Origin of the sequence: Kaistia terrae (genome assembly GCF_026344005.1) — a bacterium.
GTDB classification, from domain to species: domain Bacteria; phylum Pseudomonadota; class Alphaproteobacteria; order Rhizobiales; family Kaistiaceae; genus Kaistia; species Kaistia terrae.
Map to the genome: position 1 here is coordinate 21,239 of NZ_JAPKNH010000009.1, position 21,297 is coordinate 42,535.

21 protein-coding genes are annotated in these 21,297 nt (G+C 64.0%); all 21 read left to right on the plus strand.

The window, feature by feature from the left end:
* Positions 1-32 precede the first annotated feature (32 nt).
* Positions 33-695 carry a tRNA (adenosine(37)-N6)-threonylcarbamoyltransferase complex dimerization subunit type 1 TsaB gene (tsaB, locus tag OSH12_RS20655; protein ID WP_266345514.1) on the plus strand — a complete coding sequence of 221 codons (663 nt, stop codon included), beginning with the start codon at positions 33-35 and terminating at the stop codon, positions 693-695.
* On the plus strand, positions 692-1,180 hold the full coding sequence (locus OSH12_RS20660) for a GNAT family N-acetyltransferase (protein ID WP_266345515.1): 489 nt from the start codon (positions 692-694) through the stop codon (positions 1,178-1,180). Before tsaB ends, OSH12_RS20660 begins: the two co-directional genes overlap by 4 nt.
* A gap of 31 nt (positions 1,181-1,211) precedes the next feature.
* A complete protein-coding gene (locus OSH12_RS20665) occupies positions 1,212-1,667 on the plus strand; it encodes a Fur family transcriptional regulator (RefSeq protein WP_266345516.1) in 456 nt (151 codons plus the stop codon).
* A complete protein-coding gene (locus OSH12_RS20670) occupies positions 1,667-2,512 on the plus strand; it encodes a lysophospholipid acyltransferase family protein (protein ID WP_266345517.1) in 846 nt (281 codons plus the stop codon). The genes OSH12_RS20665 and OSH12_RS20670 overlap by 1 nt, the downstream gene beginning before the upstream one ends.
* Before the next feature lie 77 nt (positions 2,513-2,589).
* On the plus strand, positions 2,590-3,996 hold the full coding sequence (gene miaB, locus OSH12_RS20675; protein WP_266345518.1) for a tRNA (N6-isopentenyl adenosine(37)-C2)-methylthiotransferase MiaB: 1,407 nt from the start codon (positions 2,590-2,592) through the stop codon (positions 3,994-3,996).
* A 50-nt stretch (positions 3,997-4,046) separates the two neighbouring features.
* Entirely contained in the window at positions 4,047-5,078 is a 1,032-nt protein-coding gene (locus tag OSH12_RS20680) for a PhoH family protein (RefSeq protein WP_266345639.1), read from the plus strand.
* Positions 5,075-5,572 (plus strand): rRNA maturation RNase YbeY, encoded by a 498-nt coding sequence (gene ybeY / locus OSH12_RS20685; RefSeq protein ID WP_266345519.1) that lies wholly within the window; start codon positions 5,075-5,077, stop codon positions 5,570-5,572. The genes OSH12_RS20680 and ybeY overlap by 4 nt, the downstream gene beginning before the upstream one ends.
* Before the next feature lie 39 nt (positions 5,573-5,611).
* Positions 5,612-6,589: a hemolysin family protein gene (locus tag OSH12_RS20690; RefSeq protein ID WP_266345520.1), complete on the plus strand. Its 978-nt coding sequence runs from the start codon at positions 5,612-5,614 to the stop codon at positions 6,587-6,589.
* 68 nt (positions 6,590-6,657) lie between these two features.
* Entirely contained in the window at positions 6,658-8,295 is a 1,638-nt protein-coding gene (gene lnt / locus OSH12_RS20695; RefSeq protein ID WP_266345521.1) for an apolipoprotein N-acyltransferase, read from the plus strand.
* A gap of 133 nt (positions 8,296-8,428) precedes the next feature.
* On the plus strand, positions 8,429-8,842 hold the full coding sequence (locus tag OSH12_RS20700) for a helix-turn-helix domain-containing protein (RefSeq protein ID WP_266345522.1): 414 nt from the start codon (positions 8,429-8,431) through the stop codon (positions 8,840-8,842).
* Positions 8,843-9,062: 220 nt separating this feature from the next.
* Positions 9,063-10,253 (plus strand): methionine adenosyltransferase, encoded by a 1,191-nt coding sequence (metK, locus tag OSH12_RS20705; RefSeq protein ID WP_266345523.1) that lies wholly within the window; start codon positions 9,063-9,065, stop codon positions 10,251-10,253.
* A complete protein-coding gene (gene trmB, locus OSH12_RS20710; protein WP_266345524.1) occupies positions 10,250-10,948 on the plus strand; it encodes a tRNA (guanine(46)-N(7))-methyltransferase TrmB in 699 nt (232 codons plus the stop codon). The genes metK and trmB overlap by 4 nt, the downstream gene beginning before the upstream one ends.
* 199 nt (positions 10,949-11,147) lie before the next feature.
* On the plus strand, positions 11,148-11,783 hold the full coding sequence (rimP, locus tag OSH12_RS20715; RefSeq protein WP_266345525.1) for a ribosome maturation factor RimP: 636 nt from the start codon (positions 11,148-11,150) through the stop codon (positions 11,781-11,783).
* A 42-nt stretch (positions 11,784-11,825) separates the two neighbouring features.
* A complete protein-coding gene (gene nusA, locus OSH12_RS20720; RefSeq protein ID WP_266345526.1) occupies positions 11,826-13,439 on the plus strand; it encodes a transcription termination factor NusA in 1,614 nt (537 codons plus the stop codon).
* Between the two features lie 28 nt (positions 13,440-13,467).
* Complete coding sequence (locus tag OSH12_RS20725) at positions 13,468-14,175, plus strand: RNA-binding protein (RefSeq protein WP_266345527.1); 708 nt, start codon at positions 13,468-13,470, stop codon at positions 14,173-14,175.
* Positions 14,172-16,877: a translation initiation factor IF-2 gene (gene infB, locus OSH12_RS20730; RefSeq protein WP_266345528.1), complete on the plus strand. Its 2,706-nt coding sequence runs from the start codon at positions 14,172-14,174 to the stop codon at positions 16,875-16,877. Before OSH12_RS20725 ends, infB begins: the two co-directional genes overlap by 4 nt.
* Before the next feature lie 163 nt (positions 16,878-17,040).
* Entirely contained in the window at positions 17,041-17,475 is a 435-nt protein-coding gene (rbfA, locus tag OSH12_RS20735; protein WP_266345529.1) for a 30S ribosome-binding factor RbfA, read from the plus strand.
* Positions 17,476-17,478: 3 nt separating this feature from the next.
* Positions 17,479-18,402 carry a tRNA pseudouridine(55) synthase TruB gene (gene truB / locus OSH12_RS20740; RefSeq protein WP_266345530.1) on the plus strand — a complete coding sequence of 308 codons (924 nt, stop codon included), beginning with the start codon at positions 17,479-17,481 and terminating at the stop codon, positions 18,400-18,402.
* 110 nt (positions 18,403-18,512) lie between these two features.
* Positions 18,513-18,689, plus strand: coding sequence for a hypothetical protein (locus OSH12_RS20745; RefSeq protein ID WP_266345531.1), 177 nt, complete (start codon positions 18,513-18,515; stop codon positions 18,687-18,689).
* Positions 18,667-18,936, plus strand: a complete 270-nt coding sequence (gene rpsO / locus OSH12_RS20750) for a 30S ribosomal protein S15 (protein ID WP_266345532.1) — start codon at positions 18,667-18,669, stop codon at positions 18,934-18,936. The genes OSH12_RS20745 and rpsO overlap by 23 nt, the downstream gene beginning before the upstream one ends.
* Positions 18,937-19,129: 193 nt before the next feature.
* The gene (pnp, locus tag OSH12_RS20755; RefSeq protein WP_266345533.1) at positions 19,130-21,262 is read left to right on the plus strand and encodes a polyribonucleotide nucleotidyltransferase; all 2,133 of its coding nucleotides are present in this window, start codon (positions 19,130-19,132) and stop codon (positions 21,260-21,262) included.
* The last annotated feature ends 35 nt before the right edge of the window (positions 21,263-21,297 follow it).

Below are 21,297 nucleotides of genomic sequence, written 5' to 3' on the forward strand. Positions count from 1 at the left end.
ACAGGCCCGCTTTCTGGCTCTATCCGGGTCTCATGACCCTGCTTGCCATCGATACCGCCCTTGAAAATTGCTCCGTTGGTCTTTCGACCGGCGGGGCTGTCTTTTTGCGCGCGCAGACCATCGGCAAGGGCCACGCCGAATTGCTGATGCCGGAGATCGCCGCGCTGTTGGCCGAGGCTGGCCTGCCGGCTGCCGCGATTACCCGCCTTGCCGTCTCGGTCGGGCCCGGCTCGTTTACCGGCCTGCGCGTCGGCATCGCTGCCGCCCGGGGTCTGGCGCTGGTCAATCGGATCCCCGTCGTGGGTGTTACCACGCTGTTGAGCCATGCAGCCCTGGCTGCAAGCGAGCGACAGGCCGGGCGCGACCGACCGATCCTGGCGCTGCTGCCGGCGCGTGGCGACGAGCTCTACGGCCAGCTCTTTACCGCCGCGCTCGAGCCGGTCGGTGAGGCGGTTCTCGCTTCCATCGAACATTTCTCGGAGATCGCGGCGCAGTCCGACGCCGATCTGGCAGGCGCCGGCGCGACGCGCCTCGATCGGCCGGACCGGGTCATTCATGCGCGGTCGGCCCCGGATATTGGGATCCTGCTCGAGTTGGGCGCGAGGCTGGATCCAGCCGCGCACCCGCCAAAACCGCTTTACATCAAGCCGCCTGACGCCAAGCCGCAGCTTCACAAGGGAATTGCGCGCCAATGATGGATCTCTTGCTGAGACCCCGCACCATCATCAACGCCGTTGATCCGGCCGATATCGACGCCCTGGTCGAGATCCACGCCGCCGGCTTCCGCCGGGGCTGGAGCGCCGACGAGATCGAGGAGTTGATCGTCGACGAGACGGTGACGAGCCACGTGTTGCGGCGCGAATCGCTGTTTGGCGCCCGCCGCCCGCAGGGGTTCATCCTGATCCGCACGGTCGCCGGCCAGGCCGAAGTCCTGACCATCGCGGTAGCGCCCGCCGCGCGCGGACGCGGACATGGTCGTGCGCTGATGGAAGAAGCGCTTCGATCGCTCTATCGCGACCTGGTGCCGGAAATCTTCCTCGAGGTCGATGAGAACAATGCGAGCGCGGTATCCCTCTACCGATCGTTGGGATTTGTCGAAGTGGGACGCCGAAAAGGTTACTATGGCGAGGAACACGGGCCGGGCGGCACCGCGCTGGTGCTGCGGTTGCAGCTTCGTTGATGGCCATGGTTTGGGTTGAAGGGGGCAGGAGATGAGCGTGACGCCAGAACTGCAGCATCAAACGAGCCTCGAAGATGCTTGCGTCGAAAAGGGCATGCGCATGACCGAGCAGCGCCGCGTTATCGCGCGCGTGCTGGATGCCGCCACCGATCATCCCGATGTCGAGGAAGTCTATCGCCGCGCCTCGGAGATCGATCCGCGTATCTCGATTTCAACGGTCTACCGGACAGTGAAGCTGTTTGAAGATGCCGGCATGATCGAGCGCCATGATTTTCGCGATGGCCGCAGCCGCTACGAGGCGGTTTCCGAAGAGCACCACGATCACCTGATCGACCTGCGCAGCGGTGATGTCATCGAATTCCGCAGCGAAGAGATCGAGGCGCTGCAGGAACTGATCGCCCGGCGGCTCGGCTATCGCCTGGTGGATCACCGGCTTGAACTCTATGCCGTGCCGATCGACGACAAGACGCCGAAGGCTCGTTCTTGATGCGGCGGCTCCGGCTCGCCGCCATCCTGGTGGGCCTGCTGCTGACAACGCTGATCCTGTTGCCGGTCCAGCTTTTCGCCATTCGCTTCCGCCCTTCGCTCGCAGCCCGCGTGCCGATGTGGTGGCAGCGTGTCGCGGCGCGCTGTCTCGGGCTTCGGGTCCGGATCGAGGGCACGCCCGTCACCGACCGTCCGCTGCTGATCGTTTCCAATCACGTTTCCTGGGTCGACATCGTCACCCTCGGCAGCATCCTGCCGGTCTCCTTCATCGCCAAGAGCGAGGTCGGCGGCTGGCCGGTGGTCAAATGGCTGGCCAGGCTGCAGCGTAGCGTCTTCATCGATCGCACCCGTCGCACGGCGACCGCCGCCTCCAACAGCGCCATCGCGGCGCGGCTGGCCGGCGCCGAGGCGCTGGTGCTGTTCGCGGAAGGGACTACCGGCGACGGCATCACCGTGCTGCCGTTCCGCAGCGCGCTGGTGGGCGCGGCGCGCGAGGCCAGCGGTGCCGACCAGCCGATCACCATCCAGCCGGTCGCAATCTCCTATGTTGGCTTCCAGGGCCTGCCGATCGATCGTTCGCGCATGGCCGAGATCGCCTGGCATGGACACATGGATCTGGCGCCGCATCTGGTTTCGCTGATCGAGATCGGCGCGGTCGACGCGGTGGTCGCATTCGGCGCGCCGATCGTCTTCGGCCCGGACGCCGACCGCAAGCAGGTGACGGCTGTGGCCGAGGCTGAGGTTCGCGCGTTGGTACGCTCGATCCGTTCGCGCGGCCTCAAGAACATCACGGTCACCACAACGTCACCGGACGCGGCTATTCTCAGCGAGGCAGAAAACGGATAGGAAGAGACAGGCGACGGTGGGTCATCCACCGGAAGCGATCGTGCCAAGCCGAACCGTGGCGGTAGATAACCGGATCAATGACCGGAACCCAAGAAAAGAAGCGCGTCTTCATCAAGACCTATGGTTGCCAGATGAACGTCTACGATTCCGATCGTATGGCGGATTCCCTGGCAAGCGATGGCTACGAAGCGACCGACCGGGTCGATAACGCCGACCTCATCCTCCTCAATACCTGCCATATCCGCGAGAAAGCGGCCGAGAAGGTGTATTCCGAACTCGGACGCCTGCGCGTGATGAAGGAAGAGGCTGCCCGCAACGGCAGGAAGCTGACCGTCGGCGTGACGGGCTGCGTCGCCCAGGCGGAAGGCGCCGAGATCGCGCGGCGCGCGCCGGTGGTTGATCTGGTCGTCGGGCCGCAATCCTATCAGCATTTGCCGCAGCTGCTGCGCGATGTCGCCGACGGCAAGCGGGCGGTCGAGACCGAATTCGCACTCGCCGAGAAGTTCGAGCGTCTGCCTCCCGCCACCAGGGAGCGGACGCGCGCCCGTGGCGTGACGGCCTTTCTCACGATCCAGGAAGGCTGCGACAAGTTCTGCACCTTCTGCGTCGTGCCGTACACGCGAGGCGCCGAGGTTTCGCGTCCCGTCGACATGATCGTCGCCGAAGCGGCCCGCCTGGCGGATGCCGGCGTGCGCGAGGTGACGCTGCTCGGCCAGAACGTCAATGCCTGGCACGGTGTCGGCACCGATGGCCGTGAATGGGGGCTGGGTCAGCTGCTCTATCGGCTGGCCGAGATCCCCGGCCTCGACCGGCTGCGCTATACCACCAGCCATCCGCGCGACATGGACGACGCCTTGATCGAGGCGCACCGCGACCTGCCGGCGCTGATGCCCTATCTGCATCTGCCGGTGCAATCCGGTTCCGACCGTATTCTCGCGGCGATGAACCGCAAGCACACGGCGGACGATTACCTCCGCCTCGTCGACCGCATCCGTACCACACGCTCCGATATCGCCCTTTCGTCCGATTTCATCGTCGGTTTTCCCGGCGAGACGGATGCGGATTTCGAGGCAACGATGCGGCTGGTCGAGACGGTTGGCTATGCCGCCGCCTATTCCTTCAAGTACAGCCCGCGTCCCGGCACGCCGGCCGCCGGTCATGGCGGCCAGGTCGACGACCGGCGGATGTCGGAAAGGCTGCTTCGCCTTCAGGCCCTGATCCTCGACCAGCAGACGGCGTTCAATCGTTCGCGGGTCGGCACGGTGATGGATGTCCTGTTCGAGAAGGCGGGCCGGATGCCCGGCCAGCTGATGGGCCGCTCGCCCTATCTGCAGCCCGTCCTGGTCGATGCGGACACCAGCCGCATCGGCACGATCGGCCGGGTCAGCATCGATAAGCTTGGTTCCAATTCCCTGTTTGGCAACTTGGTCGATCCGGATGTCCGGCCGGCCGCGACAACAAGCACCGTGGAGGTCATTACGTGAATGCACGCTCCCATACGCCGCCCGGTTCGCCGGTCGGTCGCGCCGCTGACATGTCGCACGCATCCGACATTACCCATGTCGTGATCGCCTTCGACGACAATCGGTTGGCGAGTGAGCTCCTTGGCCAGTTCGACCAGAACCTCGCCATCATCGAGCAGAAGCTCGGTGTCGAGGCGGTCGCGCGCGGCAATCAGGTGACAGTCCGGGGCCGTCCGGAAGCCTGTGCGCAAGCCCGCCTCGCGCTGGACCTTCTCTATGTTCGTTTGCAGCAGGGCCACGAAGTCGGTCCCGCCGATGTCGAGGGCGCGATCCGGATGGCCATTGCCGACGACGAGCAGATGAGCCTGCCGAGCCTCGAGCCGAAGGGCAGGCTGGCGATGGCGCAAATCTCGACCCGCCGCCGCACCGTCATGGCCCGCAACCCGGCCCAGGACGCCTATATCCGCGCCATGGACCGGGCCGAGCTGGTGTTCGGCATGGGTCCGGCCGGCACCGGCAAGACCTATCTCGCGGTTGCCTATGCCGCCGCCCTGATCGAGCGCGGCGACGTTTCCCGCCTGATCCTGTCGCGGCCGGCCGTCGAGGCGGGCGAGCGGCTCGGCTTCCTGCCGGGTGACATGAAGGAGAAGGTCGATCCCTATCTCCGCCCGCTCTATGACGCGCTTTACGACATGATGCCGCCCGACAAGGTCGAGCGCGGCCTGACCTCCGGCATGATCGAAGTCGCCCCGCTCGCATTCATGCGCGGCCGGACGCTGGCCAATGCCGTCGTCATTCTCGACGAGGCGCAGAACACGACATCGATGCAGATGAAGATGTTCCTGACCCGTCTGGGCGAGGGCTCGCGCATGATCGTCACCGGCGATCCGACGCAGGTCGATCTGCCCCCGGGCCAGATTTCCGGCCTTGCCGAGGCGAGCGAGCTTCTGCGCGACGTCCCCGGCATCGTCCAGATCAAGTTCACCGATGTCGATGTCGTGCGCCATCCGCTCGTCGGCCGCATCGTGCGCGCCTATGACAAGGCACCGCCCCGCCCGGTTCAGCCGTCGTCGCGCGGCCCTCGTTCCGGAGTTCAGGCATGAGCGTTGACACGCTGCCGATCGCGATCGACCTTCTGGTCGAGGCGGGTGACTGGCCTGATGAAGGCCAGCTTGCCCGTCTTGTGGCGCAGGCGGTCGAGGCGAGCTTCGCGGTCGGCCAACTGCCTGCCCTCAAGGGATCGGAACTGTCGGTTGTTTTCACCGACGACGAACATGTTCGTCAGCTGAATGCCGACTATCGCGAAAAGGACAAGGCGACAAACGTCCTGTCCTTCCCCGGCTGCCCGCCGGACTCGAAGCTCTTCGGGCCGCTGCTCGGCGATATCGTCGTTGCACGTGAAACAGTGGTCGCGGAAGCCGCCGAGCTGGGACTGGCATTCGAGGACCATCTGACCCATCTGGTCGTGCACGGCTTGCTTCACCTGTTCGGGCATGATCATCTGGAGGATGACGAAGCGGAACGCATGGAATCTCTCGAAACAGAGATTTTGGCCCGCCTCGGCATCGCCGACCCCTACGCCGAGCCTCCGCTCTGATGGCGCCGGCGCCCCATGGACACTGACAAACGACGGACGATGAGTGACACTGAGACGCCTGGTTCGAGCGCTGAATCGAACCCCGAACCCCCGAGTAGTCAGGCCTCCGCGCCGGATCCGCGCGAGGTTGAACGTGCGCCGGAAAGCTGGCTGGATCGTATCCGCCATGCCGTCGGCCTGAAGGTATCCGGTTCGCTCCGTGACGATATCGAGGATGCCCTCGACGCAGGCGAAGCCGACGACACCTTCTCGGCCGAAGAGCGCCGCATGCTGCGCAACATCTTGAAATTGCGCGAAGTTCGCGTCGATGACGTGATGATCCCGCGCGCCGACATTCTGGCCCTCGACGTCGAACAGACGATCGGCGAGGCCGTCATTGCCTTTCGCGATTCAGGGCATTCCCGGATGCCGGTCTATCGCGAAACCCTCGATGATCCGATCGGCATGGTCCACATCAAGGACCTGATGGACTACATGATGTCGGCCGCCTCGGCCGAGGCAGGACTCGACCTCACCCGGATCGACCTCCAGGTTCGCCTTGGCGAGACGACGGTGGTCCGCGAGGTGCTGTTCGTTCCGTCCTCCATGCCGGCCGCGACCTTGCTCGCGACCATGCAGGCGAAGCGCGTCCAGATGGCGGTCGTCATCGACGAGTATGGCGGCACGGATGGACTGGCCTCGCTCGAGGATGTCGTTGAAGTGGTCTTTGGCGATATCGAGGACGAGCATGACGACGAAGCGCCAATGATCACGCGCGAAGCGGATGGTTCGTATCTCGCCGATGCGCGCGCCGATCTCGACGACCTCGAGGCTTCGCTCGGCACCAGGCTCGACCTTGGCTCCGAGCATGACGATGTCGACACGCTGGGTGGCGTGGTGTTCACCCTGCTTGGCCGGATTCCGGCCAGCGGCGAGCGCATCGATGTCCCGGGCGGCCTGGAATTCGAAATCCTTGAATCGGACCCGCGCCGCGTGAAGCGACTCCGGATTCGCCGGCCCGACGCCGCGGCGGCTTGACCGCCGGGCCGGCCTCCCGCATCCCTCGCTACCGTGCTTTTGCACGTCGATTCACGCTTCGGGGGATTATGGCCTTTCGTTCGAACCGTCTGGCGGTTCCCGATCTGCCGCGCACCAGCCATCTGGCGCGCGGCTGGCGGCGGGTCGCGATCGCCATTCTCGCCGGCGCCGGTTCGGCGCTGGCTTTGCCGCCGCTCGGCTGGTTTCCGGTTCTCTGGATTACGCTGCCCGTCCTCGTCCTCCTCCTGGACCGAGCCCCGGTTCGCGCGGAAAAATCCCGTCTTGCCCGATTTTGGCCAGGCTTTCGCGTCGGCTGGAGTTTCGGCTTCGGCTATTTCGTCGGTGGCCTCTGGTGGATCGGCGCAGCCTTCCTGGTCGATGCTGCGGCTTTTGCCTGGATGATGCCGGCCGCCGTGCTCGCCTTGCCGGCAGGGTTGGCGCTGTTTTGGGGGCTCGGCGCCGGTGTCGCGCGGATCTTCTGGTCGAGGGGATGGCCCCGCATCGTGGTGCTGGCCATTGCCCTGAGCCTGGCCGAATGGTTGCGCGGCCATGTGTTGACTGGCTTCCCCTGGAATGCCTTCGGCTACACCATGATGCCCGTGCCGCTGATGATGCAGGTCGCGTCGCTGATCGGCATCTGGGGCGTCACCTTCTTCGCCTTTCTCGTCGCCGCCGCGCCCATCCTGTTGTTCAGCCGCGAGCCCCGTGCCCGCTTTGCGGATCGCGTGGCGTTCTTCGTGCTGGTGGCCTTGTTTGCGGCCGATCTCGGTTTCGGGGCGGTGCGTCTCGCAACGGCGGACGGCGCGATGGTGCCGGATGTTCGCTTGCGGCTGGTTCAGCCGATGATTGCGCAGGATGAGAAATGGGCATCGGGCCAGGACGACGAGATCCTCGGCCGCTATCTAAGCCTGAGCGCCACCGGCATGGAGGACGGAAAGCCGGCTCCGTTCACCCATTTGATCTGGCCGGAGACGGCATTTCCGTTTCTTCTGGCTGAACGACCGAACGCGCTCGCCTCGATCGGTGCCTTGCTGCCGGAGGGCACAACGCTGATCACCGGCGCCGCCCGTGCCGAGGCAGACCCCGACGAAGACGTCGAAGCTCGTGTCTTCAATAGCCTCTATACTATCGACGCGGATGGGTTAGTTGTTAATACCTACGATAAGGTTGATCTGGTACCGTTCGGAGAGTATCTGCCCTTCGAGCATTTTCTGCGCGGTCTAGGCCTGCGCCAGCTGGTGGCGCTGCCCGGTGGTTTTGACGCCGGCGACCGCCGCCGCACGCTTGCCATCGCCGGAGCGCCCGCTTTCGGCCCACTCATCTGCTATGAGATTATTTTCGCAGGCAGCGCCATTGATGCCGCAAATCGGCCCGGTTGGCTTGTAAATGTGACCAATGATGCCTGGTTTGGCGATACGCCCGGCCCCTGGCAACACCTGCATCAGGCGGTTATCCGCGCTGTCGAGGAGGGACTTCCGGTGGCCCGCGCGGCAAATTCCGGTGTGTCCGCAATCATCGACCCGTATGGCCGCATTTTGACACGGCTCGGCGTCGATTCTGCCGGGGTTGTCGACGGCCCGCTTCCTGCCGCAATAAGGGGCACAATCTATTCGAAGTATCGAGACAGTCTTTATTTCGTGTTGATCATACTCGCCGGCGTTGTCGCCTTTACTGCGGTTTTCACTCAAACTAAACAACGCAATTGACAGGCAGATTGCGCGGCTGCATTTTGCGCGAGGGGTGGGTTTATTGGATCGGCGGCAATGCCGCCGAATGCGGATGCCGGCACCAGCGATTAGGCCAGGCCGATCGGTTCCGCATGTCTAGGAGAGAAAGCCCTTGATGGCGAATAAGAAGCAGCCCAATCCCGTCGATACCCATGTGGGTGGGCGCGTACGGCTCCGCCGCATGATGCAGGGCATGAGCCAGGAAAAGTTGGGCGAAAGCCTCGGCATCACTTTCCAGCAGATCCAGAAATACGAAAAGGGCACCAACCGGATTGGTGCCAGCCGTTTGCAGAACATCGCGCAGGCCCTGGAAGTGCCGGTTTCCTTTTTCTTCGAGGATGCCCCCGGATCCTCGACCGAAACCGGCTTCGCAGAATCCCGCCCGGCCGCTTTCGTAACCGACTTCCTGACCAGCACCGAAGGCCTGCAACTGAACAAGGCCTTCGTTCGGATCAAGGACACCAAGCTGCGTCGTCGCATCGTCGACCTGGTGCGGGCGGTTGCCGGTGAGGAAACGGACGACTAAACCGTTTTGCCGGTTAAGCCCGCAAGAGGCGTCGACCGACTAGCGGCGTCTTGCGCCGATCTGGCCTGATGGAGAACTTTGTTCTCCGTCAAGCCAGTTCATTGGCAGTTCCGCGCCAACATGTCCTTTGCGGCTTGACCCACTGGCTCGACTGGCTAAAAAGCTCTTTGGTATTGCCGGAGCACCTGCTCCGGCCATTTTCTGCACGGGGTCCGTTGCGGTGTCGAGAACGTCTTATCTGTTCACGAGTGAATCAGTCTCCGAAGGCCATCCGGATAAGGTCTGTGACCGTATCTCCGACGAAATCGTCGATGCCTTCTTCCGCATCGGACCGGAGCAGGGTTGGGATCCCAGCCATCTCCGCGTCGCGTGTGAAACGCTGGCCACCACCAATCGGGTGGTGATCGCCGGCGAGACGCGCGGCCCGGCGACGATCACGCGGGATCTCGTTTCCCATGTCGCCCGTCTGGCGATCAAGGATATCGGCTACGAGCAGGACGGCTTCCATTGGGAAACCGCCGATGTCGACGTGCATCTTCATGCGCAGTCGGTCGATATTGCCCAGGGTGTCGATTCCGCCGGCAACAAGGACGAGGGTGCCGGCGATCAGGGCATCATGTTCGGCTATGCCTGCTCGGAGACGCCGGAACTGATGCCGGCGCCGATCTTCTACGCGCATCGCATCCTGAAGCGCCTGTCCGATGCACGTCGGTCGGGCGAGACGGAAGCGCTCGGCCCGGACGCGAAGAGCCAGGTCACGGTTCGCTACGAGAATGGCAAGCCCGTCGAAGTCACGCAGATCGTGCTTTCGACCCAGCATCTGGACGAGCACCTGAGCTCGCAGGATGTTCGCGCCATCGTCGAGCCCTACATCCGCGAATCCCTTCCCGAGGGCTGGATCAGCCCTGACACGATCTGGCACGTCAATCCGACCGGCAAGTTTGTCATTGGCGGACCTGATGGCGACGCTGGCCTTACCGGCCGCAAGATCATCGTCGACACCTATGGTGGCGCAGCCCCGCATGGCGGCGGCGCCTTCTCCGGCAAGGATCCGACCAAGGTCGACCGTTCCGCTGCCTATGCGGCGCGCTACCTCGCCAAGAACGTCGTCGCCTCTGGCGCCGCCGATCGCTGCACGATCCAGCTTGCCTACGCCATCGGCGTGTCGCAGCCGCTGTCGATCTATGTCGACCTGCATGGAACGGGCAAGGTCGAGGAAGCTCGGGTCGAGCAGGTGCTGGCCCAGGTCATGGACCTGTCGCCGCGCGGCATTCGCGAGCATTTGAGCCTGAACCGGCCGATCTACGCCCGGACTTCGGCCTATGGTCATTTCGGCCGTGCGCCGGAAGCAGATGGCGGCTTCTCCTGGGAGCGGACCGACCTCGTGGAAGCGATCCGTAAATCACTGTGACCTCTGCTGAGCACGCGCTGCGGCGCGATTCCTTCTATGGCCGGCGCAAGGGACACACCCTGCGCGCCGGTCAGGCCGAAACCCTCGCCGAGATTCTGGCGCGGCTGAGCGTCGACGTCTCCGGACCGACGCCCGACGCCCTTCCGTCTCTGTTCGAAGCGCCCGTCGGCGATGTCGTGCTGGAGATCGGTTTCGGCGGCGGCGAGCATCTTATCCATCGCGCCACGACCGAGCCGGATGTCGGCCGCATCGGCGTCGAACCCTTCGTCAACGGCATGGCCAAGGCGGCCTCGGCAATCGATACGGGTGAACTGGCCAATGTCCGCCTGTTCGACCGCGACGCGGCCGAACTGCTCGATTGGCTGCCGACGGCAAGCCTCGCGGCGATCGACCTGCTTTATCCCGATCCATGGCCGAAATTCCGTCATTGGAAGCGGCGCTTCGTGTCGGAAAAGAACCTGACCCGCTTTGCCCGCGTGCTTCGTCCCGGCGGCCAGTTCCGCTTTGCCTCCGACATCGAATCCTATGTCGAGTGGACGCTTCTGCATGTGCGCGATCACGCTGATTTTACGTGGGAAGCGCGCGATGCCAACGACTGGCGGCAGCCGTGGGCCGGATGGCCGGGCACCCGCTACGAGCAGAAGGCGTTTCGCGAGGGCCGGCAGGGCAGCTATCTGACCTTCCAGCGTCGCTGATCGGCGTCGGAGCTGCCCCTGGCGGGCTCCGGCGGTCGATGCGAACGCGGTTCAACCGCTGTTCAAGCCAGTTTTGCTTGCATTCACGCGGCTGTAGGCCTATACGCCAATCATTCATCTCAAACGATCGGTTCGTAAGAGAGAGTGGACCCCCGGGCCCGCTCCGGTGGAACGCACCTTACGATATCTTGAACGGAGCATGCCTTTGGCGGACGTCGCCCTGGAAAACGAAGCACGCATCGTCACCGAGACGGGGCTCGACGCCCGCGTCGCTGCGATTGTCGAACCCATCATCGAGGGGCTCGGCTACCGGCTGGTGCGCGTCAAGATTTCTACGCGGAACGGCCAGACGCTGCAGATCATGGCCGAGCGGCCCGACGGCACGATGACGGTGGAAGATTGCGGCGTCATCAGCCGCAACATTTCGCCGGCTCTCGACGTCGAGGACCCGGTCTCGAGCGCCTATCATCTTGAAGTTTCCTCGCCCGGCATCGACCGGCCACTGGTTCGCCGCGCGGATTTCGTGCGTTGGGCGGGCCATGAAGCCAGGATCGAGCTCAGCGTGCCGATCGAAGGGCGTAAGCGCTATCGTGGCATTCTGATCGGCCTCGATGGCGAGACGACGGGTGTCAAGCTCGCCGATGCGCCGGAAGGCGCGCCGGACCGGGTTTGGCTGCCGCTCGACACGATTGCCGATGCTAGGCTTGTCATGACCGACGCCTTGGTCGCCGAGACCCTGCGCGATGCGAAGCGCCAGCGTCCCGACGATATCGAAGACGCCGATGCGCAAGTCATCGACGAGAACGACATAACAGACGAGACCAGCGACGCTTGATCGCGACGCCGTCATCAGGTTCAGGTTAACGGAGACAGGACGATGGCAGTCAGCGCCAACCGCCTCGAACTTCTGCAGATCGCCGACGCGGTAGCCCGAGAGAAGGTTATCGACCGGCAGATCGTGATCGCCGCCATGGAGGATGCGATCCAGAAGGCCGCTCGCTCGCGGTACGGTTCGGAAACCGACGTGCGCGCCGAGATCAACCCGAAGACGGGCGAGATCCGGCTGCAGCGCCTTTTGCAGGTCGTCGAGCAGGTCGAGAATCCGGCCATCGAGATCTCGCTTGAACTCGCGACCGACCAGAACCCGGCAGCCCGCGTCGGCGATTACATCGCCGAGCCGCTTCCGCCGATGGATTTCGGCCGCATCGCGGCGCAGTCGGCCAAGCAGGTGATCGTGCAGAAGGTCCGCGAGGCCGAGCGCGATCGCCAGTTCGACGAATTCAAGGATCGCATCGGCGAGATCATCAACGGCTCGGTCAAGCGCGTCGAATACGGCAATGTGATCGTCGATCTCGGCCGTGGCGAAGGCATCGTCCGTCGCGACGAGATGATCCCGCGCGAAGCGTTCCGCTATGGCGACCGCATCCGCGCATATGTCTATGACGTGCGTCGCGAACAGCGCGGCCCGCAGATCTTCCTGTCGCGTACGCATCCGCAGTTCATGGCGAAGCTGTTTGCCCAGGAAGTGCCGGAGATCTACGACGGCATCATCGAAGTGAAGTCGGTTGCCCGTGACCCGGGTTCGCGCGCCAAGATGGCCGTGATCTCGCGCGACAGCTCGATCGATCCGGTCGGTGCCTGCGTCGGTATGCGCGGCAGCCGTGTTCAGGCCGTCGTCAACGAGCTTCAGGGCGAGAAGATCGACATCATTCCGTGGTCGCAGGACGCCGCCACCTTCATCGTCAACGCACTGCAGCCGGCGGAAGTCGCCAAGGTCGTGCTCGACGAAGACGCGTCGCGTATTGAAGTCGTCGTCCCGGATGACCAATTATCTCTTGCGATCGGTCGTCGCGGCCAGAATGTCCGCCTCGCCTCTCAGTTGACCGGTTGGGATATCGATATCCTGACCGAGCAGGAAGAATCCGAGCGTCGCCAGAAGGAATTCCAGGAGCGTTCGGCGCTGTTCAACACGGCGCTTGATGCCGACGAAGTCGTTGGCCAGCTTCTCGCCTCCGAAGGTTTTGCCTCGCTCGAAGAAATCGCTTTTGTCGAGCCGGAAGAACTGGCTTCGATCGAAGGCTTCGATGAAGAGACCGCCGCCGAGCTGCAGCAGCGTGCGCGCGACTATCTCGACAAGCTCGAAACCGAGCATGACGAGGAGCGCAAGACGCTTGGCGTCGCCGACGAGCTCAAGGAAATTCCGGGTCTCACGAGCTCCATGCTCGTCGCGCTCGGCAAGGACAACGTCAAGACGATCGAGGATTTTGCCGGCTACGTGCCGGATGACCTGGTCGGCTGGGCCGAGCGGAACGAAGGCGAGACCACCCGTCACGGTGGCGTGCTCGACGGCTTCAGCCTGACCCGCACCGACGCCGAGAACATGATCATGACAGCCCGCGTCAAGGCAGGCTGGATCACAGCGGACGAAGCTGAGGCAGAGCTCGAAGCGAGCGCCGAAGCGGATGTCGAAGGTGAAGAGGCCGAGGCCTGAGGGCGTTCGGACCGCGGAGAGTAGAGATTTGCCGCGTAAGAGCGAACCGACGGAACGAACTTGCATCGTCACCAGAGAGACGTTGCCGACCGAAGAACTGATCCGGTTTGTCATCGACCCGGAAGGAAAGGTGGTTCCGGATCTCCGGCGCCGTCTCCCGGGCCGGGGTGTTTGGATCAAGGCCCGCGCCGATTTGGTGGCGCTGGCCGAGAAGAAGCGGCTTTTTGCCCGCGCCTTCAAGGAAGAGGTTGTGGTCGAGCCCGGTATGGCCGGCCGCGTTGAGAATTTGTTGGAGGACCAGGCCCTTTCGGCTTTGTCCTTCGCTCGCAAGGCCGGTGAAATCGTCACCGGTTTCGCCAAGGTCGAATCCGCGATTGCCAAAGGCGTTTGCGGAATCGTGCAGGCGAAAGAGGCGGCCGACGACGGCCGCGCGAAAATCGAGGCGGCCCTGAAACGCCGCTTTGGCAAGCCTGGCGCAGTCCCAATCATCCGTATGTTCCGATCGGAGCAATTGGATTTGGCATTGGGACGGTCAAATGTGATACATGCTGCTCTGCTCGTGGGCCGGGCGAGCGAAAATGTGATAGAGCGTGTCGCCGCGCTCGCCTGTTTTCTGGGTGAAGACGGGCTCGTTGCTCTCGGCGATGACGTTGGCGCGATCGATGCGCCGCAAGTGCGTGAACCGAACGTGTCGGCAATGGCCGAAGACCCCGCAGGACAGAAGACCACCGAATGAACGATACGAACAATAGCGGCGACAAGGATCTTGGCGGCGCGAAGAAGACACTGAGCCTCAAGGCCCGCGATCCGGAGCGCGGTACTGTGCGCCAGAGCTTTTCGCATGGCCGGACCAACACCGTTGTCGTCGAGAAGAAGAAGCGGGTTCTGGTGCATGGCAAGGGCGAGCCGACTTCGGCTGCGCCGGTTGTCGCGCGCCCGTCGCCTGCTCCGGCTCCGACCTCATCCGTGAAGCCGATCCAGTCCTCCGCGCCGACGCGGCAGGGACCGGCGGCTCCGACACAGGCGCCTCGTCCGCAAGGCGGTCGTTCCGGCATGGTGTTGCGTCAGCTCTCGACCGACGAGCTCGGCGCCCGCGCCAAAGCGCTGGCCGATGCTGTCGTTCGCGACGCCGAGGAGCGCCGCCAGGCCGAAATCGACGCGATCCGTCGCGCCGAAGAGGAAGTGCGTCTCGCCAAGGAGCGGGAAGAGGCTGCCAAGCGCCAGGTCGAGGAAGATGCTCGTCGTGCCGCTGAGAACGCCCTGCGCGAAAAGACCGAGGACACGGCGCGCCGTCGCCTCAACGAGGCCGCCCCGGCGGCCGCAGAGCGCAAGCCCGCAGCCGCTCAGCCGGCTGGTGGCGGACGTCCCGCGGCTCCGACGCAGCGCGATCCCAACGCAACCGAAAAGCCGGTGCAGCGCACTTCGGCTCCGGGTGCCCGTCCTGCCGCTGGCCGGCCCGACGAGGAGGATCGCTCCGGCGGTCTCCGTCCGTCGACCGCCAAGCGTCCCAAGGCCGTCGATCCGAAGCCCGTCAAGAAGGAAGAAGGTAGCCCGCGCGGCCGCCTGACGCTTTCCAACGCGCTGAACGATTCCGAGCGCGAGCGTTCGCTGGCGTCGGTTCGCCGTCGCCGTGAGCGTGAACGCAATCGTCACCTGTCGCAGGCTCCCCGCGAGAAGGTTTCTCGCGAAGTCATCCTGCCGGAGACGATCTCGATCGGCGATCTCGCCAATCGTATGGCGGAACGCGCCGTCGACGTGATCAAGTTCCTGATGAAGCAGGGCCAGTTGCTCAAGGCTACCGACGTGATCGACGCCGATATGGCGCAGATCATCGCCGAGGACATGGGCCACACGGTTCGCCGCGTCGCCGATTCCGACGTCGAGGAAGGCCTGTTCGATACGGCTGAGGAGCAGGGCGAACTCGTTTGGCGCGCCCCGGTCGTCACGATCATGGGTCACGTCGATCACGGCAAGACGTCGCTGCTCGACGCCATCCGCAAGACCAATGTGCAGACGGGCGAGGCCGGTGGCATCACCCAGCATATCGGCGCTTACCAGGTCGAGCAGAACGGCAAGAAGATCACCTTCATCGACACCCCCGGTCACGCCGCCTTTACGGCGATGCGTTCCCGTGGCGCCAAGTCGACCGATATCGTGATCTTGGTCGTTGCCGCCGACGATGGCGTGATGCCGCAGACGATCGAGGCGATCAACCATGCCCGCGCCGCCAAGGTGCCGGTCATCGTGGCGATCAACAAGATCGACAAGCCGTCGGCTGATCCGACTCGGGTTCGCACCGAACTGCTGCAGCACGAAATCTTCGTCGAATCGATGGGCGGCGAGACGCTGGACGTCGAAGTTTCGGCCAAGACCGGCGAGAACCTCGACAAGCTGCTCGAGACCATCCTGCTGCAGTCCGAAGTGCTCGACCTCAAGGCCGATCCCAATCGTACGGCTGAAGGCACGGTTATCGAAGCCAAGCTCGACAAGGGCCGTGGCCCCGTCGCGACGGTCCTCGTCCAGCGCGGTACGCTGCGTCCGGGCGACATCGTCGTCGCCGGTTCGGAGTGGGGCCGCGTTCGCGCGCTCCTCGACGATCGGGGTGTCGCGATGTCCGAGGCAGAGCCGTCGACGCCGGTCGAGGTCCTGGGCTTCCAGGGCGCGCCGGCTGCCGGTGACCGCTTCGCGGTTGTCGAGACCGAGGCCCGTGCTCGCGAGATCGCGGATTACCGTGCCCGTCAGAAGCGCGAGAAGGCAGTGGCCCGTCAGACGACGGCTCGCGGCTCGCTCGCCGAAATGATGAACCAGCGCAAGACCGCTGGTCTCAAGGAATTCCCGCTCGTCATCAAGGGTGACGTGCAGGGCTCCGTCGAGGCCATCGCCGGTGCGCTGGAAGCGCTCGGTACGGATGAGGTGCAGGCTCGCATCATCCTGTCCGGCGTTGGTGGTGTCACCGAGTCCGATGTCACGCTCGCCGCGACGTCGAATGCGGCGATCATCGGCTTCAACGTCCGTGCCAACAAGCAGGCGCGTGATGTGGCCGACCGTGAAGGCATCGAGATCCGCTACTACAACATCATCTACGACCTCGTGGATGACGTGAAGGCAGCGATGTCCGGCCTGCTCACGCCGGAACGGCGCGAGACCATGCTGGGCAATGCCCTGATCCTGGAAGTGTTCAACATCTCCAAGGTCGGCAAGGTCGCGGGTTGCCGCGTCACCGACGGTACGGTCGAGCGCGGCGCCAATGTCCGCCTCATCCGCGACAACGTCGTCGTTCACGACGGCAAGCTGTCGACGCTCAAGCGCTTCAAGGACGAAGTCAAGGAAGTGCCGTCGGGCCAGGAATGCGGTATGGCCTTCGAGAAATACGAAGACATGCGCGCTGGCGACGTCATCGAGTGCTACCGCGTCGAAGAGATCAAGCGGTCGCTCTAACAGCGGTCGTCTGGGTTATGTAGTGCGGGATGAACGCGCCCCTCGCGGGTGTGTTCATCCCGTTCGCAATTGGATCGGTCCGACCTATGTCGCGATCTGAGGCGGATCCGGTATTCGAACGGACCGCACGCGCTGCCTGAAGGCGCGATGGAGTATTTCCGAAATGGCCAGAACGGCTGCCAATGGTAAGAAGATCGGCGTCGCCGGCCAGCGCCAGCTGCGCGTCGGCGAGCTCGTCCGCCATGCCCTGTCCGAAGTGCTTTCGCGCGGCGATCTCAACGATCCCGCGCTGGACGGCATCATCGTGACGGTTCCCGAAGTCCGGGTCTCCAACGATCTCAAGATGGCGACCTGCTATATCATGCCGCTTGGCGGCAAGAATGCCGACGCGGTCGTCGCCGCGCTCGACACGCACCGCAAGTATCTGCGCGGCGAAGTTTCGCGCCGGATGGAAATCAAGTTCGCTGTCGATCTGAAATTCGTGCTCGACACCTCGTTTGCCGAGGCTGCGCGCATCGACGCCCTGCTGCGCCATGATCCGATCGTCCGTCAGGACATCGAGACCGCGCGCGACGACGACGATACCGACGAGAAGTAGATCATGGGCCAACGCCAGAAGAAGGGCCGGCCGGTTTCCGGCTGGCTTAACCTCGACAAGCCGCTGGGCATGACCTCGACCACGGCCGTAGCGGTGGTCAAGCGCCTGTTCGGCGCCCAGAAGGCCGGCCATGCCGGCACGCTCGACCCGCTGGCGACAGGCTGCCTGCCGATCGCGCTGGGCGAGGCGACCAAGACGGTTCCCTTCGTCATGGATGGTCGCAAGATCTACGGTTTTACGGTTCGCTGGGGTGAGGAAACCACCACCGACGACGCCGAGGGCCAGCCGGTCGCCACCTCCGACGTGCGCCCGGGCCGCGACGAAATTGAAGCAATTCTTGGCGAGTTCACCGGCGAAATCATGCAGGTGCCGCCGGCATTCTCCGCGATCAAGATCGACGGCGAGCGCGCTTATGATCTGGCGCGCGAAGGCGAGGAGGTCATCCTCGAAGCCCGGCCGATCCAGGTTCACCGTCTCGATCTGGTCGACATGCCGGATGAGAATACCGCCATCTTCTCGGCCGAGTGCGGCAAGGGCACCTATGTTCGGGCCATCGCCCGCGACATGGCTCGCGCGCTTGGCACACGTGGCCATGTCGTCGGTTTGCGCCGTCTTCTGGTTGGCCCGTTCGAAGAAGCCGCGATGATCAAGCTCGACGATCTTCGTGCCGCGCATGAAGAGGGCGGCGTCGAGGGCTGTGACCCGCTGCTCGACCGTGTTGAGCTCGCGCTGGGCGATCTGGCTGAAGTTCGGCTTTCAGAGACCGACGCCGTAAGGCTTCGCAACGGCCAGAGCGTGCTTCTGCGCGGCCGTGATGCGCCCGCCAATGGCGAGACGGTGTTCGTCACCGTGGCCGGAACGCTGATCGCGATCGGCGAGGTTGAGCGCGGCGAATTCCATCCCTCGCGCGTGTTCGTCGGCGGCTGAGCCAACGGCCGTTCAAGTTTCCACTGGCTATTACAGCCCAATTCGGCCATATAGGCCGCGCTCCCGGATGGTCTTCTGCCATCCGGGCGAAGTCGCTTGGAGCGACGACCGTGCTGGACGACATCCCGGCACTGGCCGTTGAACGAGCGGCGACCGCGACGGTTTCGGCTGTCCGGGAACGTCGAGATCGGATCGCCACCTGGCGTCCGGTTGATTTTTCTGCCGGCGCAGTGCCGGAGCTAGAGCCCATGAAAGGGATAACCGATGTCGATCACCCCTGCCCGTAAGGCGGAACTGATCAAGGAATACGGTACCGTCGAGAACGATACCGGATCTCCGGAAGTGCAGGTTGCAGTGCTCACCGAGCGGATTGTCAACCTGACCGAACACTTCAAGGGTCACACCAAGGACAATCATTCGCGTCGCGGCCTGCTCAAGATGGTCAGCCAGCGTCGCAGCCAGCTCGATTATCTGAAGAAGACGAACGAGCAGCGCTACAAGACGCTCATCGAGCGCCTCGGCCTGCGTCGCTGAGATAGGCGGGCTTCGGCCCGCCTCCAAAGACGCCTGTACGGCGCGGCGGCATGGGGCTGCCGCGCGAATTGCCCGCGGATCAGCGGTCGAGCCATGGCAGGATCGCCGGATGCTTTTTCACCTGTTGGTCGAAAGCCTCTAGCCGTCTTGCTCATGGCTCTTTTGGCGCATCCGCGCAGGAAAGGAATTTGCCATGTTCGATGTCCAACGCGTCGAAATTGAATGGGGCGGCCGTCAGCTCGTCCTCGAGACCGGCAAGATTGCCCGCCAGGCCGATGGCGCCGTGCTTGCCACGTATGGCGAGACCACCGTGCTGGCGACCGTCGTCGCCGCCAAGCAGGCCAAGCCGGGTATCGATTTCTTCCCGCTCACGGTCAACTACCAGGAAAAGACGTTCGCTGCCGGCAAGATCCCCGGCGGCTTCTTCAAGCGTGAAGGCCGTCCCTCCGAGAAGGAGACGCTGACCTCGCGCCTGATCGATCGTCCGATCCGCCCGCTGTTCCCCAACGGTTTCCGTTGCGAGACGCAGGTTGTCACGACCGTCCTCAGCCATGACCTCGAGAACGATCCCGATATCGTCGCGCTCGTTGCCGCTTCGGCAGCCCTGACGATCTCCGGCGTTCCCTTCATGGGCCCGGTCGGCGCGGCACGCGTCGGCATGATCGAGGGTGAGTTCGTCCTCAACCCGCTGCTCGACCAGCATGAGAATTCCAAGCTCGATCTCGTCGTCGCCGGCACGCATGATGCCGTGCTGATGGTCGAGTCGGAGGCTCAGGAGCTCTCGGAAGAGACGATGCTGGCCGCCGTCATGTTCGGTCATCGTGGCTTCCAGCCGGTGATCGACGCGATCATCCAGCTCGCCGAGAAGGCCGCCAAGGAGCCGCGCGACTTCCAGCCCGCCGATCTCTCCGCGATCGAGACGGAAATGCTCGGCATCGCCGAGACCGAGCTGCGCGCCGCCTACAAGAACACCGTCAAGCAGGAGCGCTACGCTGCTGTCGACGCCGTCAAGGCGAAGGTCACGGCGCACTTCTTCCCGGAAGGTGCTGAGCCCCGCTTCGACAAGGAAAAGATCGGCGCCGTCTTCAAGGAACTCCAGGCGAAGATCGTTCGCTGGAACATCCTCGACACCGGCAGCCGCATCGACGGCCGTGATCTGAAGACGGTCCGTCCGATCGTTTCCGAAGTCGGCGTTCTGCCGCGTACGCACGGCTCGGCCGTGTTCACGCGTGGCGAGACGCAGGCCCTGGTAGTTGCCACCCTCGGCACCGGCGATGACGAGCAGTTCATCGACGCGCTGGAAGGCACCTACAAGGAAACCTTCCTGCTGCACTACAACTTCCCTCCCTACTCGGTTGGCGAGACGGGTCGCATGGGTTCGCCCGGCCGTCGCGAAATCGGTCACGGCAAGCTCGCTTGGCGCGCTGTCCGTCCGGTTCTGCCGAACCATCACGAGTTCCCCTACACGCTGCGCGTCGTTTCCGAGATCACGGAATCGAATGGCTCGTCGTCGATGGCAACCGTTTGCGGCACCTCGCTGTCGCTGATGGATGCCGGCGTGCCGCTGAAGCGTCCGGTGGCCGGTATCGCCATGGGCCTGATCCTCGAAGGCGACCGCTATGCGGTTCTCTCCGACATTCTCGGTGACGAGGATCACCTCGGCGACATGGACTTCAAGGTCGCCGGTTCGGAAGCGGGCGTGACCTCGCTCCAGATGGACATCAAGATCGCCGGTATCACCGAAGAGATCATGAAGGTCGCTCTGGATCAGGCGAAGGGTGGCCGCGAGTACATCCTCAACGAGATGGCGAAGGCGCTGACCACCGCGCGTCCGTCGCTCGGCGAGCATGCTCCGCGCATCGAAGTCATCCAGATCCCCACCGACAAGATCCGTGAAGTGATCGGTTCGGGCGGCAAGGTCATCCGCGAGATCGTGGAAAAGACCGGCGCCAAGATCGACATCTCCGATGACGGCACCGTCAAGGTCGCTTCGTCGGACGGCAAGGCGATCACCGCCGCGCTGAACTGGATCAAGGGCATCGCTGCCGAGCCGGAAGTTGGCGCCATCTATCAGGGCACCGTCGTGAAGGCCGTCGATTTCGGCGCCTTCGTGAACTTCTTCGGCGCCAAGGACGGCCTGGTCCACATCTCGCAGCTGTCCAACCAGCGCGTGGCGAAGACCCAGGACGTCGTCAAGGAAGGCGACAAGGTCTGGGTCAAGCTGCTGGGCTTCGACGAGCGCGGCAAGGTCCGTCTCTCGATGCGCATCGTCGACCAGACGACCGGCGAAGAGATCAAGGAAAAGACGGAAGCTGCCGGCGAGTAATCGCTGCTTCTTCTGCGAAACGAGAAAGGCCCGGC

What these genes read in the sequence shown, in the direction of transcription:
- tsaB (WP_266345514.1), top strand. Translation starts at nt 33, where the DNA reads ATGACCCTGCTTGCCATCGATACCGCCCTTGAAAATTGCTCCGTTGGT.
- OSH12_RS20660 (WP_266345515.1), top strand. Translation starts at nt 692, where the DNA reads ATGATGGATCTCTTGCTGAGACCCCGCACCATCATCAACGCCGTTGAT.
- OSH12_RS20665 (WP_266345516.1), top strand. Translation starts at nt 1,212, where the DNA reads ATGAGCGTGACGCCAGAACTGCAGCATCAAACGAGCCTCGAAGATGCT.
- OSH12_RS20670 (WP_266345517.1), top strand. Translation starts at nt 1,667, where the DNA reads ATGCGGCGGCTCCGGCTCGCCGCCATCCTGGTGGGCCTGCTGCTGACA.
- miaB (WP_266345518.1), top strand. Translation starts at nt 2,590, where the DNA reads ATGACCGGAACCCAAGAAAAGAAGCGCGTCTTCATCAAGACCTATGGT.
- OSH12_RS20680 (WP_266345639.1), top strand. Translation starts at nt 4,047, where the DNA reads ATGTCGCACGCATCCGACATTACCCATGTCGTGATCGCCTTCGACGAC.
- ybeY (WP_266345519.1), top strand. Translation starts at nt 5,075, where the DNA reads ATGAGCGTTGACACGCTGCCGATCGCGATCGACCTTCTGGTCGAGGCG.
- OSH12_RS20690 (WP_266345520.1), top strand. Translation starts at nt 5,612, where the DNA reads ATGAGTGACACTGAGACGCCTGGTTCGAGCGCTGAATCGAACCCCGAA.
- lnt (WP_266345521.1), top strand. Translation starts at nt 6,658, where the DNA reads ATGGCCTTTCGTTCGAACCGTCTGGCGGTTCCCGATCTGCCGCGCACC.
- rimP (WP_266345525.1), top strand. Translation starts at nt 11,148, where the DNA reads ATGCCTTTGGCGGACGTCGCCCTGGAAAACGAAGCACGCATCGTCACC.
- nusA (WP_266345526.1), top strand. Translation starts at nt 11,826, where the DNA reads ATGGCAGTCAGCGCCAACCGCCTCGAACTTCTGCAGATCGCCGACGCG.
- infB (WP_266345528.1), top strand. Translation starts at nt 14,172, where the DNA reads ATGAACGATACGAACAATAGCGGCGACAAGGATCTTGGCGGCGCGAAG.
- rbfA (WP_266345529.1), top strand. Translation starts at nt 17,041, where the DNA reads ATGGCCAGAACGGCTGCCAATGGTAAGAAGATCGGCGTCGCCGGCCAG.
- truB (WP_266345530.1), top strand. Translation starts at nt 17,479, where the DNA reads ATGGGCCAACGCCAGAAGAAGGGCCGGCCGGTTTCCGGCTGGCTTAAC.
- rpsO (WP_266345532.1), top strand. Translation starts at nt 18,667, where the DNA reads ATGTCGATCACCCCTGCCCGTAAGGCGGAACTGATCAAGGAATACGGT.
- pnp (WP_266345533.1), top strand. Translation starts at nt 19,130, where the DNA reads ATGTTCGATGTCCAACGCGTCGAAATTGAATGGGGCGGCCGTCAGCTC.